17 protein-coding genes are annotated in these 18,184 nt (G+C 47.3%); 3 read left to right on the top strand and 14 right to left on the bottom strand.

Translation table 11 applies throughout. The features are described from left to right. The 11 genes from epsC to GGU45_RS05565 form a co-directional block, all read right to left on the bottom strand. The gene (epsC, locus tag GGU45_RS05615) at positions 1-840 is read right to left on the bottom strand and encodes a serine O-acetyltransferase EpsC (protein ID WP_435222785.1); all 840 of its coding nucleotides are present in this window, start codon (positions 838-840) and stop codon (positions 1-3) included. A gap of 128 nt (positions 841-968) precedes the next feature. Continuing rightward, positions 969-2,639 carry an assimilatory sulfite reductase (NADPH) hemoprotein subunit gene (gene cysI, locus GGU45_RS05610; protein WP_435222784.1) on the bottom strand — a complete coding sequence of 557 codons (1,671 nt, stop codon included), beginning with the start codon at positions 2,637-2,639 and terminating at the stop codon, positions 969-971. Between the two features lie 60 nt (positions 2,640-2,699). Then, a complete protein-coding gene (locus GGU45_RS05605; RefSeq protein WP_435222782.1) occupies positions 2,700-4,394 on the bottom strand; it encodes a diflavin oxidoreductase in 1,695 nt (564 codons plus the stop codon). Beyond that, positions 4,384-5,259 (bottom strand): uroporphyrinogen-III C-methyltransferase, encoded by an 876-nt coding sequence (cobA, locus tag GGU45_RS05600; RefSeq protein WP_435222780.1) that lies wholly within the window; start codon positions 5,257-5,259, stop codon positions 4,384-4,386. Before cobA ends, GGU45_RS05605 begins: the two co-directional genes overlap by 11 nt. A gap of 88 nt (positions 5,260-5,347) precedes the next feature. Further along, positions 5,348-6,589, bottom strand: coding sequence for a sulfate adenylyltransferase subunit 1 (locus tag GGU45_RS05595; protein WP_435222779.1), 1,242 nt, complete (start codon positions 6,587-6,589; stop codon positions 5,348-5,350). A 115-nt stretch (positions 6,590-6,704) separates the two neighbouring features. Next, positions 6,705-7,613, bottom strand: a complete 909-nt coding sequence (gene cysD / locus GGU45_RS05590; protein WP_435222778.1) for a sulfate adenylyltransferase subunit CysD — start codon at positions 7,611-7,613, stop codon at positions 6,705-6,707. Between the two features lie 86 nt (positions 7,614-7,699). Continuing rightward, a complete protein-coding gene (locus tag GGU45_RS05585; protein WP_435222777.1) occupies positions 7,700-8,395 on the bottom strand; it encodes a phosphoadenylyl-sulfate reductase in 696 nt (231 codons plus the stop codon). A 76-nt stretch (positions 8,396-8,471) separates the two neighbouring features. Then, on the bottom strand, positions 8,472-9,107 hold the full coding sequence (locus GGU45_RS05580) for a peroxiredoxin (protein WP_435222776.1): 636 nt from the start codon (positions 9,105-9,107) through the stop codon (positions 8,472-8,474). Positions 9,108-9,402: 295 nt separating this feature from the next. Then, complete coding sequence (locus tag GGU45_RS05575) at positions 9,403-9,810, bottom strand: RrF2 family transcriptional regulator (protein ID WP_435222775.1); 408 nt, start codon at positions 9,808-9,810, stop codon at positions 9,403-9,405. Between the two features lie 76 nt (positions 9,811-9,886). Continuing rightward, positions 9,887-10,888: a cation diffusion facilitator family transporter gene (locus GGU45_RS05570; RefSeq protein ID WP_435222774.1), complete on the bottom strand. Its 1,002-nt coding sequence runs from the start codon at positions 10,886-10,888 to the stop codon at positions 9,887-9,889. A gap of 11 nt (positions 10,889-10,899) precedes the next feature. Beyond that, the gene (locus tag GGU45_RS05565; protein ID WP_435222772.1) at positions 10,900-12,732 is read right to left on the bottom strand and encodes an LptF/LptG family permease; all 1,833 of its coding nucleotides are present in this window, start codon (positions 12,730-12,732) and stop codon (positions 10,900-10,902) included. A gap of 119 nt (positions 12,733-12,851) precedes the next feature. On the opposite strand from GGU45_RS05565, the gene GGU45_RS05560 reads away from it, so the two are divergent. Then, entirely contained in the window at positions 12,852-13,460 is a 609-nt protein-coding gene (locus tag GGU45_RS05560; protein WP_435222770.1) for a hypothetical protein, read from the top strand. A 29-nt stretch (positions 13,461-13,489) separates the two neighbouring features. On the opposite strand, the gene GGU45_RS05555 is transcribed toward GGU45_RS05560, so the two are convergent. Further along, positions 13,490-13,867, bottom strand: a complete 378-nt coding sequence (locus GGU45_RS05555; RefSeq protein WP_435222768.1) for an START-like domain-containing protein — start codon at positions 13,865-13,867, stop codon at positions 13,490-13,492. Positions 13,868-14,082: 215 nt separating this feature from the next. On the opposite strand from GGU45_RS05555, the gene ffh reads away from it, so the two are divergent. Together ffh and GGU45_RS05545 are read left to right on the top strand one after the other, a co-directional pair. Then, positions 14,083-15,423: a signal recognition particle protein gene (gene ffh, locus GGU45_RS05550; RefSeq protein WP_435222766.1), complete on the top strand. Its 1,341-nt coding sequence runs from the start codon at positions 14,083-14,085 to the stop codon at positions 15,421-15,423. A 242-nt stretch (positions 15,424-15,665) separates the two neighbouring features. After that, entirely contained in the window at positions 15,666-16,640 is a 975-nt protein-coding gene (locus tag GGU45_RS05545; protein ID WP_435222764.1) for a Fic family protein, read from the top strand. 72 nt (positions 16,641-16,712) lie between these two features. On the opposite strand, the gene GGU45_RS05540 is transcribed toward GGU45_RS05545, so the two are convergent. Both GGU45_RS05540 and GGU45_RS05535 read right to left on the bottom strand, forming a co-directional pair. Next, positions 16,713-17,027 carry a GNAT family N-acetyltransferase gene (locus GGU45_RS05540; RefSeq protein WP_435222762.1) on the bottom strand — a complete coding sequence of 105 codons (315 nt, stop codon included), beginning with the start codon at positions 17,025-17,027 and terminating at the stop codon, positions 16,713-16,715. 180 nt (positions 17,028-17,207) lie between these two features. Then, entirely contained in the window at positions 17,208-18,101 is an 894-nt protein-coding gene (locus GGU45_RS05535; protein ID WP_435222760.1) for a pirin family protein, read from the bottom strand. Positions 18,102-18,184 lie beyond the last annotated feature (83 nt).

Genomic DNA, 18,184 nt, shown 5'->3' with positions numbered 1-18,184 from the left:
TTATTTTTTCAGAATCGCGGTCACGGATTTTTTGTGGGAAAAATGTTCTTTTTCTACTACCTCGCTTTTGTGATAAACCAGTGATGATGGAGGTACGCTAAAAGTAACCCAGGCATTACCTCCTATTACACTGTCTTTGCCGATCACTGTATCGCCTCCGAGTATGGTGGCGCCGGAGTAGAGGATTACGTTGTCTTCCACGGTCGGATGTCTTTTTTTGTCTTTCTTTACCCGCGCCGAATTAAGGGCACCGATGGTAACACCCTGGTATATCTTTACCTTTTCACCAACAACAGCGGTTTCGCCAATGACCACACCGGTGCCATGATCGATAAAAAAGGAAGCTCCGATGGTTGCACCCGGGTGTATATCAATGCCGGTTTTGCTGTGCGCATACTCCGTAAAGATACGGGGCAACACGCGAATGCCCAGCTTCCATAAAGTATTTGAAACGCGATATACCGCTATGGCATAAAAACCAGGATAGGCATGCAGCACTTCTTCCTTGCTTAAAGCAGCAGGATCGTTGACCAGAAAAAAGGAAGCATCTTTTTGAAGTGTTTCATATACCTCCGGCAACCCGTTGAAGAACTGATCGGAAAGACTTTGTGCTCCTGCCCCGTCGTTGACCACATCATAGATCAGGGTGGTTAAATGACTTTTCAGCGAATACCAACCCTTTTCAAGATCGCTCTCTTTTTGATTTACGCCGGTTTTGGGAACGAAGAGGAATCCGAAAAGATCATCGACAAACTGGTGGCTTAATGCTTTATCAGGGAGATTGCCTGCGTGCTTTTTATTATGTCTTTGCAGGAGACTTAAGAAATCTTTTTCGTTCATGATGTTTGTTTAAATTGGCCACCTAAACACTGAATCTCATTTTTTGTAATACAATTTAAAAGCTGCTGCTGCTTTAGCCGTATTTTTTAGTAGGATCTGTAGCGGTAACGATCCGCTTCTTCTGTGCCTCAGTGGCTATCATTGATCCATTTGCGCTGTGAAAAATCGCCAAAGGTTTCACCGGCGTTGCGCTCGTTTACGTAAACATCGAAGAGGCTGTCCAGTGTTTCTAAAATACCGGCTTCATCCAGGCTGTCTTTGTATTTTGTATTGAGCCGGGCTCCCAGACGATCGCCTCCGATGTGCAGGTTGTATTTCCCAAGGGATGTGCCTACAAAGCCGATCTCCGCATTGGGGGAGCGGCCGCAGCCGTTGGGACAGCCCGTCATACGTACAATAATATCTTCATCCTGCAGCTGGTGCTTTTGCAGCAAGGGTTCTATTTTGCCGATGAGGGTAGGCAGGTAACGCTGCGCCTCGGCCATGGCCAGCCCGCAGGTGTTCAGGGCTACACAGGCCATGGAGTTTCTGCGCATAGGGCTGGCACTATCGGTACTTTTGATGATCTGGTGCTCCTGCAGGATCTGCTCAATCGTTGCTTTATCTTCATCGGGGATATCGCTCAGGATCAGGTTCTGGTTACAGGTGAACCGGAAATTGGCCTTACCCGTCTCTGCCACTTTTAGCAGGCCACTTTTCAAGGGGTAGTTATTTTCGTCCAGCACGCGGCCGTTTTCTATAAACAGGGTGTAGTACCAGTTCCCTTCGTGATTTTGCGACCATCCGTAAGCATCTTTCCGGCTGGTGAACGCATAGGGGCGTGCCGGTTCCAGTTTAAATCCACAACGTTTTTCTACCTCCACCCTGTAATTGTCGACCCCCATTTTATCAATCGTATATTTCAGACGGGCCTGTTTGCGGTCGCTGCGGTTACCAAAGTCGCGCTGCACGGTTATAACTTCGTAAATGGCTTTTAAAGCCTGTTCTTTGGGCACATAGCCCAGCATGCTTCCCAGGCGGGCATAGGTAGCTGCATTACCATGTGTGGAGCCCAGGCCACCGCCTGCCGCCATGTTATAGCCCTTCAGTTCGCCGTCTTCTATAATGGCAATAAGTCCAAGGTCGTTGATAAACACATCTACATCATTGTTGGGTGGAATGGCGATGCCGATCTTGAACTTGCGCGGCAGGTAACGATCCTGGTACAAGGGATCTTCTTCTGTGGTTTCGACCAGTTTTTCTGCGTCCATCCATACTTCATAATAACCACGGGTTTTCGGAAGGTTATGGGCACTGATCTCCCGTGCAAACTGGTAGATTTCTTCGTGCAGCGGCGACTCTTTCGGATGCGATGCGCAGGTTACATTCCGGTTTACATCGCCACAGGCAGCAATAGAATCCAGGTGCATGGTATTGAATGCACTGATGGTAGGCTTGGTATGTGATTTTAAAATACCGTGCAGCTGGATGGTTTGCCTTGTGGTAATCTTGATGGTGCCTGTGGAATAGTTGCCTGCAATATGATGCAGTCCGATCCATTGCTCCGGTGTCATAAATCCTCCGGGTAGCCTCAGCCGGATCATAAAAGCGTAAAGCGGCTCCAGTTTTTTGCGGCTTCGCTCCTCGCGGCGGTCCCGGTCGTCCTGCATATACATGCCATGAAATTTCACCAGCGACTGGTCACTTTCTCTTATGGCGCCGGTATGCGCATCTAAAAGACTTTCCTTTAAAGTGCCCCGCAACCCCTGGCTGGCCATCTTTATTTTCTCTGTTCCTGATAAATTATTTTTCTCGCTCATTTTTTGTTTCAGGTTTAAAGTTTCAGGTTCTGCTATGAACCATGAACCATCTGCTATTAACTAATATACGTCTTTTGAATATCGTCCTTCTTCTTCCAGCTGCACCAGGTAGTTCCGGGCCTCTTCTTCCGATTTTCCTTTTGCTTTGAAGATCTCTACAAAAGTGTCCTCTACGTCTTTACACATAGGATCTTTGGCACCGCAAATGTACAGGTATGCGCCATTGTTGAGCCAGTCCAGCAACTCGGTTCCTTTTTCTTTAACACGATGCTGTACATAGATCTTCTGATCGGTATCGCGGGAGAAGGCCAGGTCCAGGTTGTTCAATACACCGGTTTCCAGGTAGTTTTGAATTTCGGTCTGGTATAAAAAATCGGTTACGAAATGTTGTTCGCCAAAGAATAACCAGTTTTTGCCGCTGGCGCCGCTGGCATCCCGCTCAGCAAGAAAGGAGCGAAAAGGCGCTACACCGGTACCGGGCCCAATCATGATTATATCTTTATCCTCTTCCGGAAGTTTGAAGTGTTTGGCTTTTTGAATAAAGAACTCAATTTCGTGTCCCTCATCCAGGTCGGAGAGGAATTCGCTGCACACACCGTAGCGTTCTTCATCTTCAACGGTAAACTGGTTTTTGGATACGGTTATGTGGATTTCATTTTCTCCATGCGCATTGGGCGAGGAGGAAATGGAATATAGCCGTGGCGATTGAGGGGTTAGGATCTTAATTACTTCTTCAAACTGTGCGGCATCTTTTACCGGGTAAATGCGCAGCAGGTCGTACAGGCTCATCCGGGTGTCGGGGATCTGTTGCTGGGTGAGCTCTGCAAATTTTTTAACGGTCGATTTCAGCAGGTAGCAAATGTTCAGGTGCTGGCTCAGCAGATCCCTTACCGTTGCTTTCACCCTTTCCGTCTGGATTTCCTTTTCGGGGTCAATACCGGTGATGCCAATGATGCGGGTGATCATATTCTGTTTGTTGGAGGGTACAATTCCCAGGGCATCCCCCGGCTGGTAATCGATAGACTCATCCGTTGTGATCTCGATATGATAGGTTCGCTTATTGGAGCCACGGTCATTGAGGTTAATATTGGTGATCACTTTACCCATGTAGTACTTCTTGCCGGATGTTTTAGGGGCGGCTGCAGGCGAAACAATGGGGCTGGCTGCTGTTGACTGCAGGGCTGCTGCCACATTGTCGAACCAGTGCAGTGCATCTTCCTCGTACTCTACATCGCATTTTTTCAGCGGCAGCACACGGTGGGCGCCCAGTGCTTCCAGGCGGGCATCCACATCTTCACCCGTTTTGCAAAATTCGGGGTAAGAGCTGTCGCCCAGAGCCAGTACTCCAAATTTGAGCTTGCCGAGGTTGAGCTGGTTTTCATGGATATGGTCGTAGAATTTTTTGGCCAGTATGGGTGGCTCGCCTTCACCCTGTGTACTGATTACCACAAAAAAGTACTCTTCTTTGGGAAGGTCGGCAAAACGGTATTGATCCAGCCCTGCAAGCTTTACGGAAATGCCTTTTTTCTTGGCAACGCCGGCTAATTGCGTGGCCAGCTTCTTGGCATTTCCCGTTTCGGTACCATAAACCAGGGATATCTTTTTTACCGCTGCGGGTACTGCGGTTGCTGCTTCCTGGCCACCTGCAATTCCCTGTGCAAGGCCGGCGAAATAGCCGCTGGCCCAAAGTAATTCATCCCGCGAGAGCGTGGGTGTAAGGCTTTTGATGGCTCCTAATTTTGCGTCAGATAGCATGTTTTAAATTATTTTGTTGATGAACGTTGATCATTTCTTCGGTTACGGGGTTAAAATACAATTGCCGGCTCTGGCTGTTTTCCAGCCAGCGAAACTGCTGGTGCAGCGCTACAACACGGCCCACAATTACCAGGCTGGGCGAGGCCAACGGCCTGCCTTTTAGTGCCGTGGCATAATCGTAGAGGCTGCAGGTATGCACCTGCTGAAAACAGGTAGTGGCCTGTTCGATAACCGCCAGTTGTTTTTCTGCTGCAATGTGGTGCTCCGTTAATTTTTGCACCACCTGCTCCAGGGTGCCGGACGACATATAAAATACCAGGGTATCTTCTGTTGCCGCCAACTCTTTCCAGTAGGCATCCGTAACTACGTCCGATTTATAATAGGTAAGAAAGCGGACTGCCGTTGCATATCCCCGTGCTGTTAACGGCATTCCGGCAAAGGCGGCTGCGCCCAGTGCCGCAGTTACGCCGGGAATGATTTCGTAAGAGATGGCGTATTGGGTAAGGGTTTGAAGCTCATCCAGAATGTTGGAAAAGATGGAAACATCGCCTCCCTTAAGCCGTACTACCAATTTGCCCTGTAGTGCATAGTGTACCAGCAGCTCATTAATGGTGCGCTGCGGCACTGATCGTTTTTTACTGCATTCTTTTCCTACGTATACAATCTCCGCCGCGGGCGAAACATAACGATGCAGGATCACATCGCTGACCAGGCGGTCTGCAAGCACCACGTCTGCATTCCGCAACGCATCAGCCGCCTTTACTGTAATCAGGTCGGGGTCGCCGGGCCCCGCACCGGCAAGGATTACTTTGCCGCTGCCGTTATGAGGCTGTTTTTTTACAGATGATGTGTGTTGAAGGAGCATCTGTTGTTTTTTATAATCTACTTAAAGTATAGACTTATTGGTTAAAAAATAACGGCGCGCGGGGATTGCCGGCCGGGCGCCGTTTGGATCAATTCAGTAAAACAGCAGCTACCGTGCTGTTGCTGGTCTCATCTACAAGGATGGCATTACCGTAGTCGCTCAATGTATCAAAATGGTCGTATACCAGCGGCGCTGCGGTCTTGATGGTGGCATGCACCACTTCATTCAGTTTAACGCCATCTTCAGCAGGAATGCGTTCCAGGGTGTTTACATCTACTTTGTATGCTACGCTCCGCACAATGGTTTTGAGCAGGCGCCCCTTATGCTGGAGAAAATATTTATTACCCTGGATGAGCGGTTTATTGTCGAGCCAGCAAAGTACCACGTCTATTTCATTGGCTACTTTGGGAAGGTTATCTATACGGGCAAAGGTATCGCCCCGGCTGATGTCGATATCATCTGCTATGTGCAATACGGCAGCCTGTGGAGCAAATGCTTCATTTACTTCTCTACCGCCTACTTCAATCTTTATAATAGTAGAATCAATGCCTGCGGGAAGAATCTTTATTTTGTCGCCCGTTTTGTAAACACCGCTGATGATCTGGCCGGCATAGCCGCGGTAGTCGTGCAGCTCTGTTGTTTGTGGCCGGATCACATATTGCACCTGAAACCGCGGATCTTTATGATTAATATCGGAAGCAACCTCAACGGCTTCCAGGAACTCCAGCAGGGGCTGGCCGGCATACCAGGGCATATTTTCGGAGGCATCAACAATATTGTCGCCCAGGAGCGCCGAAATCGGAACATAGGTTATGTCTTTTATGTTCAGTTGTGCAGCTACTTTCTCATAGTCTGCCTTTATTTCGTTAAACCGCTCTTCCGAAAAACCGACCAGGTCCATTTTGTTGATAGCTACTACAACATGTGGTATTTTTAACAGCGAGGCAATAATAGAATGCCGGCGGGTTTGTTCAATCACCCCGGCCCGCGCATCAATAAGGATGATGATCAGGCTGGAGTTGGAAGCCCCGGTGATCATGTTGCGGGTGTACTGTACGTGACCCGGAGCATCCGCAATGATGAATTTCCTTTTTGGGGTGGAGAAATAGCGATAGGCTACATCAATAGTGATCCCCTGCTCCCGCTCTGCCCGGAGGCCGTCCGTAAGCAATGCCAGGTCAATGCCATCGGCATTTTTGTTTTTTGATTGCTTTTCCAGTGCTTCCAGCTGATCCACCAGAATGCTTTTGCTATCATACAACAGCCGGCCTATCAATGTGCTTTTGCCATCGTCTACACTGCCTGCGGTTATGAAACGTAGTATATCCATTTTGGCCCCTCCTAACCTCCCCAATGGGGAGGGATTATTTAAAATATTATTTAATATAGATTATTTCAACTGACAGGCGTTTTGCCTCCTTCCCTTTGGGAAGGTAGGGATGGGCCTAAAAATATCCACCCTTCTTCCGGTCTTCCATAGCGGCTTCCGTTACTTTATCATCGATGCGGGTTTCGCCTCTTTCGGAGATCCGGGTGGCCATAATTTCGTTTACCACCTCGTCCAGCGTTCTGGCACTGGATTCTACGGCCGCTGTACAGGTCATATCGCCCACCGTGCGATAACGTACTTTTTTTGTGGAAATCACATCTGTTTCATCAATTGTGATGTAGTCAGAAACGGCGATCAGCTGTCCTTCATGCTCAATCACTTCCCGATCGTGGGCAAAATAAATGGAAGGCAGGGCGATTTCTTCTTTTTTGATATAGCTCCATACATCCAGCTCCGTCCAGTTGCTGATGGGGAACACCCGCACATTTTCGCCTTTGTGGATGCGGCCGTTATAGATGTTCCACAATTCGGGGCGCTGCAGCTTGGGCTCCCACTGGCCAAACTCATCTCTTACGGAAAAGATGCGCTCTTTTGCTCTTGCCTTTTCTTCATCACGCCGGGCGCCGCCGATGCAGGCGTCAAACTTAAATTCTTCAATCGTATCCAGCAGGGTATGGATCTGCAGCCAGTTGCGGCTGGCAAATTTGCCCTTTGGTTCGGTAAGATGCTTTTGTTTAATGGTATCTTCCACCTTGCGTACAATCAGTTCGGCGCCCAGTTCTTTTGCCAGGGCATCGCGGTAAGCCAGTGCCTCAGGAAAGTTATGGCCGGTATCGACATGTACCAGCGGAAAAGGAATTTTGCCGGGAGCAAATGCTTTTTTTGCCAGCTGTACCAGCGTTATGGAATCTTTACCGCCGCTGAAAAGCAGGGCCGGTTTTTCAAATTGTGCAGCAACCTCCCTGAAAATATAAATACTTTCAGCCTCAAGCTGCTCAAGGTAATCTAATGTGTACTCACCCATACGTTCTTTTTATACAGATCCGCCTGTGCGGATTTTTTTAACAATCAAAGTGGTTTTTTCAAGGATGCATTTATCGGGGAATCCCTTTACTGGTGTACATGCAATCCGCACTCTTTGTGCGAAGCCTCCCACCACCATCTGCCGGCCCTTGGATCTTCACCCGGCTCAATAGCCCGGGTACAAGGGGCGCAGCCAATGCTGACAAATCCTTTATCATGCAGCGGGTTGTATGGAATGTTTTTTTCTTTAATGTAGTTCAGTACTTCATTGTAACTCCACCGGATCAGCGGATTGAATTTATAAAGACCACGGTCTTCATCCCATTCGATCATTTTCATGTCTTTCCGGTTATCCGACTGCTCGCTTCTAAGCCCCGTGATCCACACTTTTGCGCCTTCCAGAGCACGGTTCAACGGTTTTACCTTCCGGATAAAACAGCATTCCTTGCGGTTTTCAACGGATTCATAAAACCCGTTTGCTCCTTTTGCTTTTACATAGGCTTCTACATCCGAATCTTCGGGAAAGTAAACGGCTATGTTTATTTTATAACGCGCATTGGTTTTTTCCAGCAGGTCGTAATGTTCGTAAAACAGCCGTCCGGTGTCGAGGGTAAAGATCTTTACCGGTAGTTTGTTAACCGCGATGGCTTCCGTTAACACCTGGTCTTCCTGTCCAAGAGAGGAGGAAAGCACGGTTGCTTCTGGAAACTGATCCGTAACCAGCTTCAGCGCTTCTGCCAGTGAAGCCTTTTCTATTGCCTGTATTTGTTCTTCTGTAAACAAGTGTTATAGTTGATGGCTCATAGATCATAGTTCATGGACACTCCATGAACTATGAACCATTTGCTATGAACCGGGATTAAATATTCGGTTGAGGTGTGTACCGCAGATAGGGTTTTACCTCTTTTACGCCTTTGGGGAATTTTTTAATGGCATCTTCAGTGCTGATAGAAGGTACTACGATTACATCTTCACCGGCTTTCCAGTCTGCCGGAGTTGCCACGCTGTGGTTCGCCGTCAGTTGCAATGAGTCGATCACCCGCAATACTTCCTGGAAGTTTCTTCCGGTAGAAGCAGGATAAGTAATGATCAGCTTTATTTTTTTATCGGGCCCGATGATGAACAGGGAACGCACGGTTGCCTTTTCTGAAGCATTGGGGTGGATCATATCATAAAGCGTAGCGATATTCTTTTCGGGATCTGCCAGGATGGGGAAATCCACCGTGCAATTATTGGTTTCATTGATATCGTTTCTCCAGCCCAGGTGCGAGTCCAGCGGATCTACGCTTACAGCCAATGCCTTTACGCCGCGTTTTTCAAATTCACCTTTTAACAAGGCAGTTTTTCCCAGCTCGGTAGTGCAAACAGGGGTATAATCAGCCGGGTGCGAAAACAGTACTCCCCAGGAATCACCCAGAAACTCATGAAATTTGATTTCTCCTTCAGTAGATTGCGCCGTAAAATCCGGGGCAATGTCGCCTAATCTTAATGACATAATTTTAAACAGTTTTTAATGACAAAATAGCTCTTTTAATAAACCTACTAATCAGGTAGACTAATAGTGAGGTTTGCAAGGTACGGTAAAATTTTTGAATGTGGATTAAAAAATCGTGAAAAATTAAAAAATGGTGGTAGATGCTGATACTAAACCAGGTAGCCTTCTGCCAAAAATACCTGAGGCGCGGTCATTATTTGTTACCTGACCGCAGGATTTTCAGGGTTCGTATAAATAAGTTTCGGGATTGTCCGGACCCGGTAGTAACAACAATAGCGTGTAGCGTAGTAATATCTCAATCCTTCAGATCGGCCAGCGTCCGGCTTTCCAATACATGCAGGGTCACATCCCGGACCTGCTTCATTACATCGTGCAGGCCGCAGCGCTTTTCATCGCAGTTCTTGCAGCGTTCATAAAAGTACAGACTTACACAGGGCAGCATAGATATGGGCCCATCGATCAGCCGTATCACCGTGGCCATTTTTACATCGGCAGGGTTTTGTTTAAAAAAATAACCGCCGCCTTTTCCTTTTTTGCTTTCGAGGATACCGGCTTTCCGGAGCTCCAGCAGGATGTTTTCCAGGAACTTTAGGGGAATCCGTTTCTTTTTTGAGATCTCGGATATAAGCACGGGCCCGTCTTTTTGACGGTCTGCCAGATACCCCAGCGCTTTAAAGGCGTATTGCGATTTTTTTGTGAGCATATAGTAATAACAAATGTTCGATTATAAAGTTAAGAAACAATGTTAACAGGTTAAAAAGTTGACAGGGCTTTTTTGTTCAGCTGCCTTTATGTAGCCGGTGCCGCTGATTCTGGAGTACGTTGTCCAGTGTCCAGGGAATCGTTTTTTCGAAGGGAGATTGTCTTACGGAGCAATGGGCCTTGGAGCAGAGCGCACATTGAAAAGGCTTGCATCCGTCTGAATGAATAAAAAATTCGACAGACTGACCGTACTGGTCGCGGATGAGCGCCGCCAGCTGGTCCACCTCCTGGTGTGCTTCTGTAACATTGAGGTACCAGGGCACAGTAAGATGGCAATCGATATGAAGTACGCTTCCGTATTTGATTACCCTGAAATTGTGCAGGTCTATCCAGTTTTCCCGGCGGTTTTTATTGATATAGGCAATCATTTCCAGCAGCAACTGCTCATCTGCCTCATCCATAATGCCGGCAATGGAGCGTCTCAGGATGCTGTAGGAAGTACGCAGGAGCAAAAAGGTCAGCAGGATGGCCACAACAGCGTCGATCCAGTGGATTTTTGTAAAGAAAACAAGTGCCAACCCCGCAATGACGGCGATGGTGGAATAAGTATCGGTGCGCAGGTGCCGCCCGCTTACTTCCAATGCAATGGAACGGTTTTTTTTTCCGGCGGCAACGCAAATACTTCCCAGGGCATAGTTGACCACTGCTGTAGCCCCGATCAGCAACATACCAAGATCGAGCTGTGCCAGTACCATGGGGTGGATCAGCTGGTCGATCGCTTTGTAAAGGACCACCAGCCCGGCGACCCCGATCAGGGTGCCTTCGATGGCTGCGGATAAAAACTCGGCTTTCCCATGTCCGTAAGGGTGGTTGGCATCCCTGGGCTGTGCCGCCAGGTACAGACTGTAAAGCCCGATGAAGCCGGCTACTACGTTTGCAATGCTTTCCAGCGCATCCGTCAGGATGGCAACGGAATGGGTAAAAAAATAGGCTATAAATTTTACAATCAGCAACAGCAAGGATACAACTGCTACCCATTTCTGGATTTTTATATTTTGCCGGGACCCTTTTGTGGCCATTTTATATAGGGTTATACTGTTTTCCGTTTTCCGCCTTTCCGCATTCTTTTTGCCTCGATATATTTCTGTACCCTGCGTTTTAAACGGTGATAAAATTCTTTGTTGAAGAGGTTGGAGTCGTGCATGGCCTTATAGGTGAGGAAGGCGCCGATGGGGGTCAGCACAAAGGTAGATAGCCACATACCGGAAAAAGGCGTCAGGCTGCCTTCCTTAGCCATCTTTTCTCCCGTATTAGAGGAGAAGTAGAACACCAGGAAGAAGGCAATGGCAAAGATCATGGGGGTACCCAAACCTCCCTTCCGGATGATTGAGCCCAGCGGAGCGCCAATCATGAACATCAGGAAACAGGCCAGGGCCAGCACTATTTTTTTATGCCATTCGATCTTATACCGGCGGATATTCTTCTCCTGCTCCTGTATGCTGGTGAGGTTCATGCTGGCATTGTCCTTTACTACAGAAATGGCGTTCAGCGCCCGTTCTGCAATATTGGTCTGCGCACTATCCGGCAGGAAGGCGGTAAACAGGTTGGCATTCTTTTTAACCGGTTTCAGCTGTTTTTTAACCGTGTCTTTTTTTGCTGAATCTTTGCGAATGGCGGCACTGTCGCCGGCTGTTTTTTTAGCCGTATCCATTTTAGCAGCTGCGATACCCGAAGCCCGTTTTTTTGAGGTATCGGGTTTTACATCGCCTATTTTTTTCAGAATGGTGTCAATGGCAAATAGCGGTTGCCTGGTTTTCCGTCGTTTTTTTCCCGGCTTCTTTATGGCTACGGGCAATTTTTTCTTTGTTGTAAGCGTGTCTTTTTTCTTTGAAACGGAGTCGGCCTTCACCGGCAGGAGCGTGGCTTTTGCCCTGCCTGTAATGGTATCCAATCCTAAAAATGCGTCTTTATTTTTTTTAAAGTTAAGTATGGAGTCGGGGATGGTAATGCCTTTTGTTACACTGTCTTTGTAAAGCAGCAGGCTGAAGTTATTGCGCAGGCTGGTTTGATAGCGTTCTACTTCCATGCCGGTATATTTGGTCATAGAATCCAGGGCTTTATCAAGTTGCCGCATGCTTAATACCCGCTCATTATTACGGTTGGTACTGTCGTTGGAGGCTTTAAAATTAAAGGCACTGATGTCCAGCTGCATTTTATATTCCTTAAAACCGAGGCGGACGTATTCTGTTGCAGAATCGGTTCGGTTGCCCCGTTCCTGGTAGCGCCATCCATCCCGGAATACGAAATCAAGGAACCGCTTGTCGGGGGAGGGCTTCATGACCCCGTTTTTTGCAATAATAAAATTATCCTGGAGGGAGCCGTAATTGTTTTCAAAAACGATCAGGTCCCGGATCGTACTGTCATCTTTTTCTTTTTTACCTATTTTGATGGCAAAACGATCCAGTTTGTCATAAAATACGCCTTCTTTAATGTCAAATGCGGGTTTGGCCAGCACAATGTCGGCCAGCATAGTCCGCGATTTCAGCTGCGCTACGGGAATAACGTAGTTTGCGAAAAGAAAGGCGCAGAAACTGATGAGGAGCGTTACCCCTACCAGGGGACGCATAAACCGCAGCAGTGAAATGCCCGAAGATTTAATGGCTACCAGCTCAAAACTTTCGCCCAGGTTTCCAAAGGTCATCAGAGAGGACAACAGTACGGCCAGGGGTAATGCCAACGGGATCAAAACAGCGCTCTGGTACCAGATAAACCGTAAAATAGTAAAAGCATCGAGCCCTTTTCCCACAAAATCATCGATCCAAAGCCAGAAAAACTGCATTACCAATACAAAAAGGGTAATGAAAAAAGTGGCCACAAATGGGCCAATAAATGCTTTGATGATCAGTTTATCTAACTTTTTCAACTGTTTCCTGTTTCTGGTTCGTGGTTTTTTCTGTGTTGGCAATAGTGTGCAGCAAGGTGTATGCAGGGTCTATTGTCGTTCAACCACAATTCATTTAATTTGCAAATAACGTATACATAATGGAAGAAACAAAATTAAGCCTTTCTCCAGAGGAGTGGTCCATTGTTGCTGATTCTGAAATCATTTTAACAAAGAATGCGGTTTTACAGAAAATAAAAACAGCCCTGGAAGCGCTGAGTTGCTGGCAGCTTGATTTTGCACGGGAAAATACCAGCCGGCTGCCGGATTTGTTATTTGCGAACAACGGAAAGATCTCAAGGGGCGAAAATTATAAAGGGCTTCCCTACCTGGTGCTTGATTACCCACGCCATTTCAGGCAGGGCCATATTTTTGCCATCCGGAGCATGTTCTGGTGGGGAAAACAGATCAGTGTTACCCTGCATTTGTCGGGTGAATGGAAGGACCGGTTTGCAGATCGGCTCACCAGCCGGTTGGAGCCCCTTAAGAACGAAACCATTTACCTATGCTGCAGTGGCGATGAGTGGGAACACGATGTGTCCGGCGCCGGCTATATTTCTTTGCAGGAGCCGGGAAATCCGCCCATTCAGGATCTGCTCCGCAACAGCCATTTTATAAAACTGGCCTATGCTAATCCGGTGGGTCAACTGGAAGGAGCGCCGGAGTTCTGGAGAAATAAGTTCCGGGAATTAATGGAATTGGTCCTGTGATCGGCTTTCAGGAAGCGCTGTTCTATGGTTTAATTTCCCAGCCGGTGAAATAATTCTTTTACCTGGTAGTCCCAAAGCTGGCTTTGATCCTTAAGATCTCTTTTCTCCGCAAAGTCGGTAATTACCAGGATGGTCTGGTTCGTGATTTCTGATTTATCAATACGAAATTCAAAGTACTCGTTCTTTGGAGCGCCGGCCCAATGGAAACGGATGAACCGCTCTTCTTCCTGGTCAACCACCTCAGCCTCTTCGTGCGACCCGTTCCAGCCAAAGTAAAAATGTCCGTTCCGCTCGTCCACGCTTTCAGCAAACCACTCACCCAACCCATTGGAAGTGGCTAAAAATTCGAACAAAATTGTAGGAGAACAACGCACGGGATACTCCAGGGTATATAGCTGTTTACTCATCTCTCGGGGTGTGTTTATGAATTCAATTAGCTACAATAATATAAAAATTATCATACTTTCAAAATTTTTTTTGATTCCGGGCGCCCGTAGTGGTGTTTTGCCGGGTGAAAGACTGTTTTTTGTACGGCAAAAGGCCCCGCGGGGTCTTTCTGAGGTTTTTGCCCCTTAAAACAGTATCTTTGCGGGCATTTTTCAGTTTATAATTTTCGGAAGATATGTTTAATAGTCTACAGGATAAATTAGAGTCTGCATTTAAAAACCTCAAAGGCCAGGCCCGCATTACGGAATTGAACGTTGCCGCTACGGTAAAGGAGATCCGCCGTGCGCTGGTTGATGCGGATGTAAACTATAAAATTGCCAAGGACTTTACGGATAAAATCCGGGATAAGGCCATGGGCGAGAAGGTACTGAATGCCGTCAGCCCCGGCCAGCTGATGGTAAAGATTGTTAAGGATGAGCTTACCGGACTGATGGGTGGGGAGGAAGCTGTTTTTAATGCCAAAGGCAACCCGGCGGTTATTTTGATTGCAGGGCTGCAGGGTAGCGGTAAAACCACTTTCAGCGGCAAGCTGGCCAGCTACCTTAAAACCAAAAAGGGCCTGTCGCCCATGCTGGTGGCTGCCGATATTTACCGGCCGGCGGCGATGGAGCAGTTAAGGGTACTGGGTGAGCAGATTGGGGTGGAAGTATATATGGAGCCCGAAAATAAAGATGCGGTAGCCATTGCGCAAACTGCAGTTGCCCAGGCAAAATCAAAAAATAAAAATGTCATCATTATCGATACGGCCGGCCGCCTGGCGGTGGATGAGGCCATGATGACAGAGGTGTCCAATATAAAAAATGCTGTTGCTCCGCAGGAGATCCTGTTTGTTGTAGATAGTATGACCGGGCAGGATGCCGTAAATACGGCCAAGGCGTTTAATGACCGGCTTGACTTTAGCGGAGTGGTGCTTACGAAACTGGATGGCGATACCCGGGGTGGTGCGGCCCTGTCTATTAAGTATACCGTAAACAAACCGATCAAGTTTGTAAGCAATGGTGAAAAAATGGATGCGCTGGATGTGTTTTACCCCGAGCGGATGGCACAGCGTATCCTGGGTATGGGGGATATTACGACCCTGGTGGAACGCGCCCAGCAACAATTTGATGAAGAGCAGGCGAAGAAACTGGAAAGCAAGATCCGGAAAAATAAGTTTGACTTTGCCGACTTTAAGATGCAGCTGGATCAGATCAAAAAGATGGGAAATATGAAGGACCTCCTGGGTATGATTCCTGGCGTTGGTGCAAAGATCAAGGACCTGGATATCAGTGATGAAAGCTTTAAGGGGATCGAAGCAATGATCGATTCCATGACCCCGGACGAGCGCAGCAACCCGGATCTCATCAACGGCAGCCGCCGCAAACGGATTGCCCTGGGCAGCGGAAAAGATATTGCAGAGGTGAATGCCTTTATGAAGCAGTTTGAGCAGATGCGCGATATGATGAAAAACATGAATAAAATGGGCGCCTTTGGCCGCATGATGCCCGGGATGGGTAAGTTTAAGATGCCGGGATAGGAGGCGGCAAACTGTGCGCTCAATGCTAAATGCCACCAATTGATTATTTCCTTGTTGCTTTGACCCGAAACGAAGCCCCGTTTGGAACGGCTGGTTTCTTTCTTGTACGCCACTTTTTCTATTTTTTGACGAACAACCATTTTTATCCGCTAAAAAGACCCCTTAAAATTAGTTGTCCGCCATTTTTGTTATTTTTTGACGAACAACCATTTTTGTCCGCCAAAAAGACCCCTTAAAACAGTTTGTCCGCCATTTTTATTATTTTTTGGCGGACAAGCTGTTTGCCAGAACAGGCGCTTGCCCGCTTTGATCAAATGTTAAAAAACCTTCATAACAGTGAAATACTGCTGGCCCCACTCCGGAACCAGGAGACTGTATCGTTTTCCCGTATGGAGGGTACTATCAGCACCATTGATGAGATTATGGAATTTGAGGCCAATGTAAAAGAAGACAATGAAGACGCATACAACACGGATGTCCGTTCTGACGTTATTGAAACCCTTTTTTATCAGCGTTCCCTGCGTAAAGCGCAAAAGGGCATGGAAGCAGGATATGAAATATCAGACAGTCTGATCAAGCAGATTCATCAGCAATTATTAAGTTTTGGAAGAGGCGCTTCAAAATCGCCCGGAGCATACAAAACGGAACAAAATTTTATTGGAGATAAGGCCGGACGGCAGATCTTTTATGTTCCGGTTGGTCCTGAAAAATTACAGGACGGCATGGAGCGGCTGTTTGCTTATTTGAAAAGCGACAGGCATCCGGTTCTGATAAGAACAGCATTAATGCATCTGGAGTTTGAAGCGCTGCATCCTTTTAAAGATGGGAACGGAAGAATAGGAAGGATGCTGATAACGCTGTTCCTTTGGCAGCAGCAAATGATCAGTGCCCCGCATTTTTATATAAGTGGGTACCTGGAAGAACATAAGGAAGCATACATCAGCAGGATGCGGGATGTATCTAAAACAGGAAACTGGGAGCAATGGTGTGCCTTTTTCTTAACAGCAGTGAAGGAACAGGCTACGCAAAACCTGGAAATTGCGGAACAAATAAGCCGGTTGTATGAAGATATGAAACTGCGTGTTTCAGAAACTCTGGCCTCAAAATTTATTAAAAAATTGCTCGATGAGGGGCTGCTTTATTTGCAGCAGGAGGCAGCGGGGCGTAAACCTGCCTTGTATTCGTTTGAGCCGTTGATGTGGTTGGTAAGAGTATAAACAGCATGGATGTACCAGTGCTGGAACTGCTAAACGCTGAACGCTGAATGTTAAGAGCTGATAGCTGGCCGCTCACTCGCCAAATCCTTTAAACCCAGGGTCTACAATACGCTTCCAGTCCGGGTGCCGTTTAATATAGGCAAACACAAAGGGACAGAGCGGGACCAGGGTCTTACCGCTTTGCTCAATGGTTTCCAGGGTTTTTTCTACAATTGCGGTACCGGCACCTTTGCCTTCCAGTTCGGGCGGCACTTCCGTATGTACCAGGCTGATATGGTGCGGGGTTTCATTAAATCGGATGAAGGCTGTATGTCCGTCGATAGTGAGTTGGTACTGTTTTTCCGGATCATTTTTTACAAGTGGGAGCGTTGTATATTCGGGTTTCATAATTAAATTATTTTTGATCGGTTTTCGGGTTTGTTTTAAATTTTATTTTTCTTAAACCACCAGGCACTAAGAACGGTTAAGTTGGCATATTGCTTAATGATTCTTAACTTAATGGTTTTATAGTTCATCATACATCTTTTGTCTGTTAGAATTTGACCAGGCTATAACAAAGAAATCTGCTTATTTCAGTTTTACATTACCGGCTTGTTCCGGCAGCGGTACAAATTCCGTTTCACCGGGCACGGGAGGAAAGCGTTGACCCTGCCAATCCTGTTTGGCTACTTCGATAGTGGCCTTATCCGAGCTTACAAAGTTCCAGTAAATAAACCGCTCTTCGGGGAAGGACTCCCCACCGAAAATGAAAACCGTTGTATTGTCGGTGGTCTCAAAGGAGCAAAGCGTACTGTCTTTTGCAATGAGGATCTGCCTGGGACCATAGGTGTTGCCATCACTGATCACATTGCCTTCCAGGATGTATAATCCGCTTTCACCGTAGAGGTCCTTGCCAATATTGAGCTTTTGTCCTTTTGGGGTAATGATCTTTATAAAATACTGCGGGCTGTGTACGGGCACGGGGGATGTTTTTCCAAATGCCGTTCCGGAAATCAGCTTTATTTCGGCCCCATCCTGTTGCCATTGAGGTATATCGTCCGCTGCTACATGTGTAAAAGACGGATCGCTCTGTTCCAGTTCCTTTGGCAGGGCTACCCATATTTGCAGTCCATGCAGTTTTTTATCTGTTGTGCGGAGGCGTTCGGGTGTTCGTTCGGAATGTGTTACGCCTTTTCCGGCGGTCATCCAGTTCACGGCTCCGGGAGTAATTTCCACCTCCGACCCCATACTATCGCGATGCATGATGGCGCCTTCAAAAAGATAGGTAAGGGTCGAAAGGCCGATGTGCGGGTGTGGGGGCACATCCAGGTTTTGGTGATCCCTGAGATCAGCGGGCCCCATATGGTCGATAAAAATAAAAGGGCCCACCATCCGTTTCTGCCGGAAGGGCAGCAGGCGGCCAACCAGGAAGTTGCCAATATCAGCGGCCCGCTCTTCAATGATCATTCCAATATTCGACATGATGATTTTTTTTTATAAAAATAGATGAAAACTTCTGAGGTTATTCACCTTTCATTTTACAGGCTTCATTTGGTGCCCGCCCG

This window comes from Niabella hirudinis (genome assembly GCF_051201075.1).
Lineage (GTDB): Bacteria > Bacteroidota > Bacteroidia > Chitinophagales > Chitinophagaceae > Niabella > Niabella hirudinis.
Note: the sequence above shows the minus strand (reverse complement) of the source record. Positions and strands in the feature narration are given on the sequence as shown.

Coding starts and splice junctions, on each gene's coding strand:
- GGU45_RS05540 (WP_435222762.1), bottom strand. CDS start 17,027: ATGAAACCCGAATATACAACGCTCCCACTTGTAAAAAATGATCCGGAA.
- GGU45_RS05580 (WP_435222776.1), bottom strand. CDS start 9,107: ATGTCATTAAGATTAGGCGACATTGCCCCGGATTTTACGGCGCAATCT.
- cysI (WP_435222784.1), bottom strand. CDS start 2,639: ATGAGCGAGAAAAATAATTTATCAGGAACAGAGAAAATAAAGATGGCC.
- GGU45_RS05560 (WP_435222770.1), top strand. CDS start 12,852: ATGGAAGAAACAAAATTAAGCCTTTCTCCAGAGGAGTGGTCCATTGTT.
- ffh (WP_435222766.1), top strand. CDS start 14,083: ATGTTTAATAGTCTACAGGATAAATTAGAGTCTGCATTTAAAAACCTC.
- epsC (WP_435222785.1), bottom strand. CDS start 840: ATGAACGAAAAAGATTTCTTAAGTCTCCTGCAAAGACATAATAAAAAG.
- GGU45_RS05575 (WP_435222775.1), bottom strand. CDS start 9,810: ATGCTCACAAAAAAATCGCAATACGCCTTTAAAGCGCTGGGGTATCTG.
- GGU45_RS05555 (WP_435222768.1), bottom strand. CDS start 13,867: ATGAGTAAACAGCTATATACCCTGGAGTATCCCGTGCGTTGTTCTCCT.
- GGU45_RS05535 (WP_435222760.1), bottom strand. CDS start 18,101: ATGTCGAATATTGGAATGATCATTGAAGAGCGGGCCGCTGATATTGGC.
- GGU45_RS05605 (WP_435222782.1), bottom strand. CDS start 4,394: ATGCTATCTGACGCAAAATTAGGAGCCATCAAAAGCCTTACACCCACG.
- cobA (WP_435222780.1), bottom strand. CDS start 5,259: ATGCTCCTTCAACACACATCATCTGTAAAAAAACAGCCTCATAACGGC.
- GGU45_RS05570 (WP_435222774.1), bottom strand. CDS start 10,888: ATGGCCACAAAAGGGTCCCGGCAAAATATAAAAATCCAGAAATGGGTA.
- cysD (WP_435222778.1), bottom strand. CDS start 7,613: ATGGGTGAGTACACATTAGATTACCTTGAGCAGCTTGAGGCTGAAAGT.
- GGU45_RS05595 (WP_435222779.1), bottom strand. CDS start 6,589: ATGGATATACTACGTTTCATAACCGCAGGCAGTGTAGACGATGGCAAA.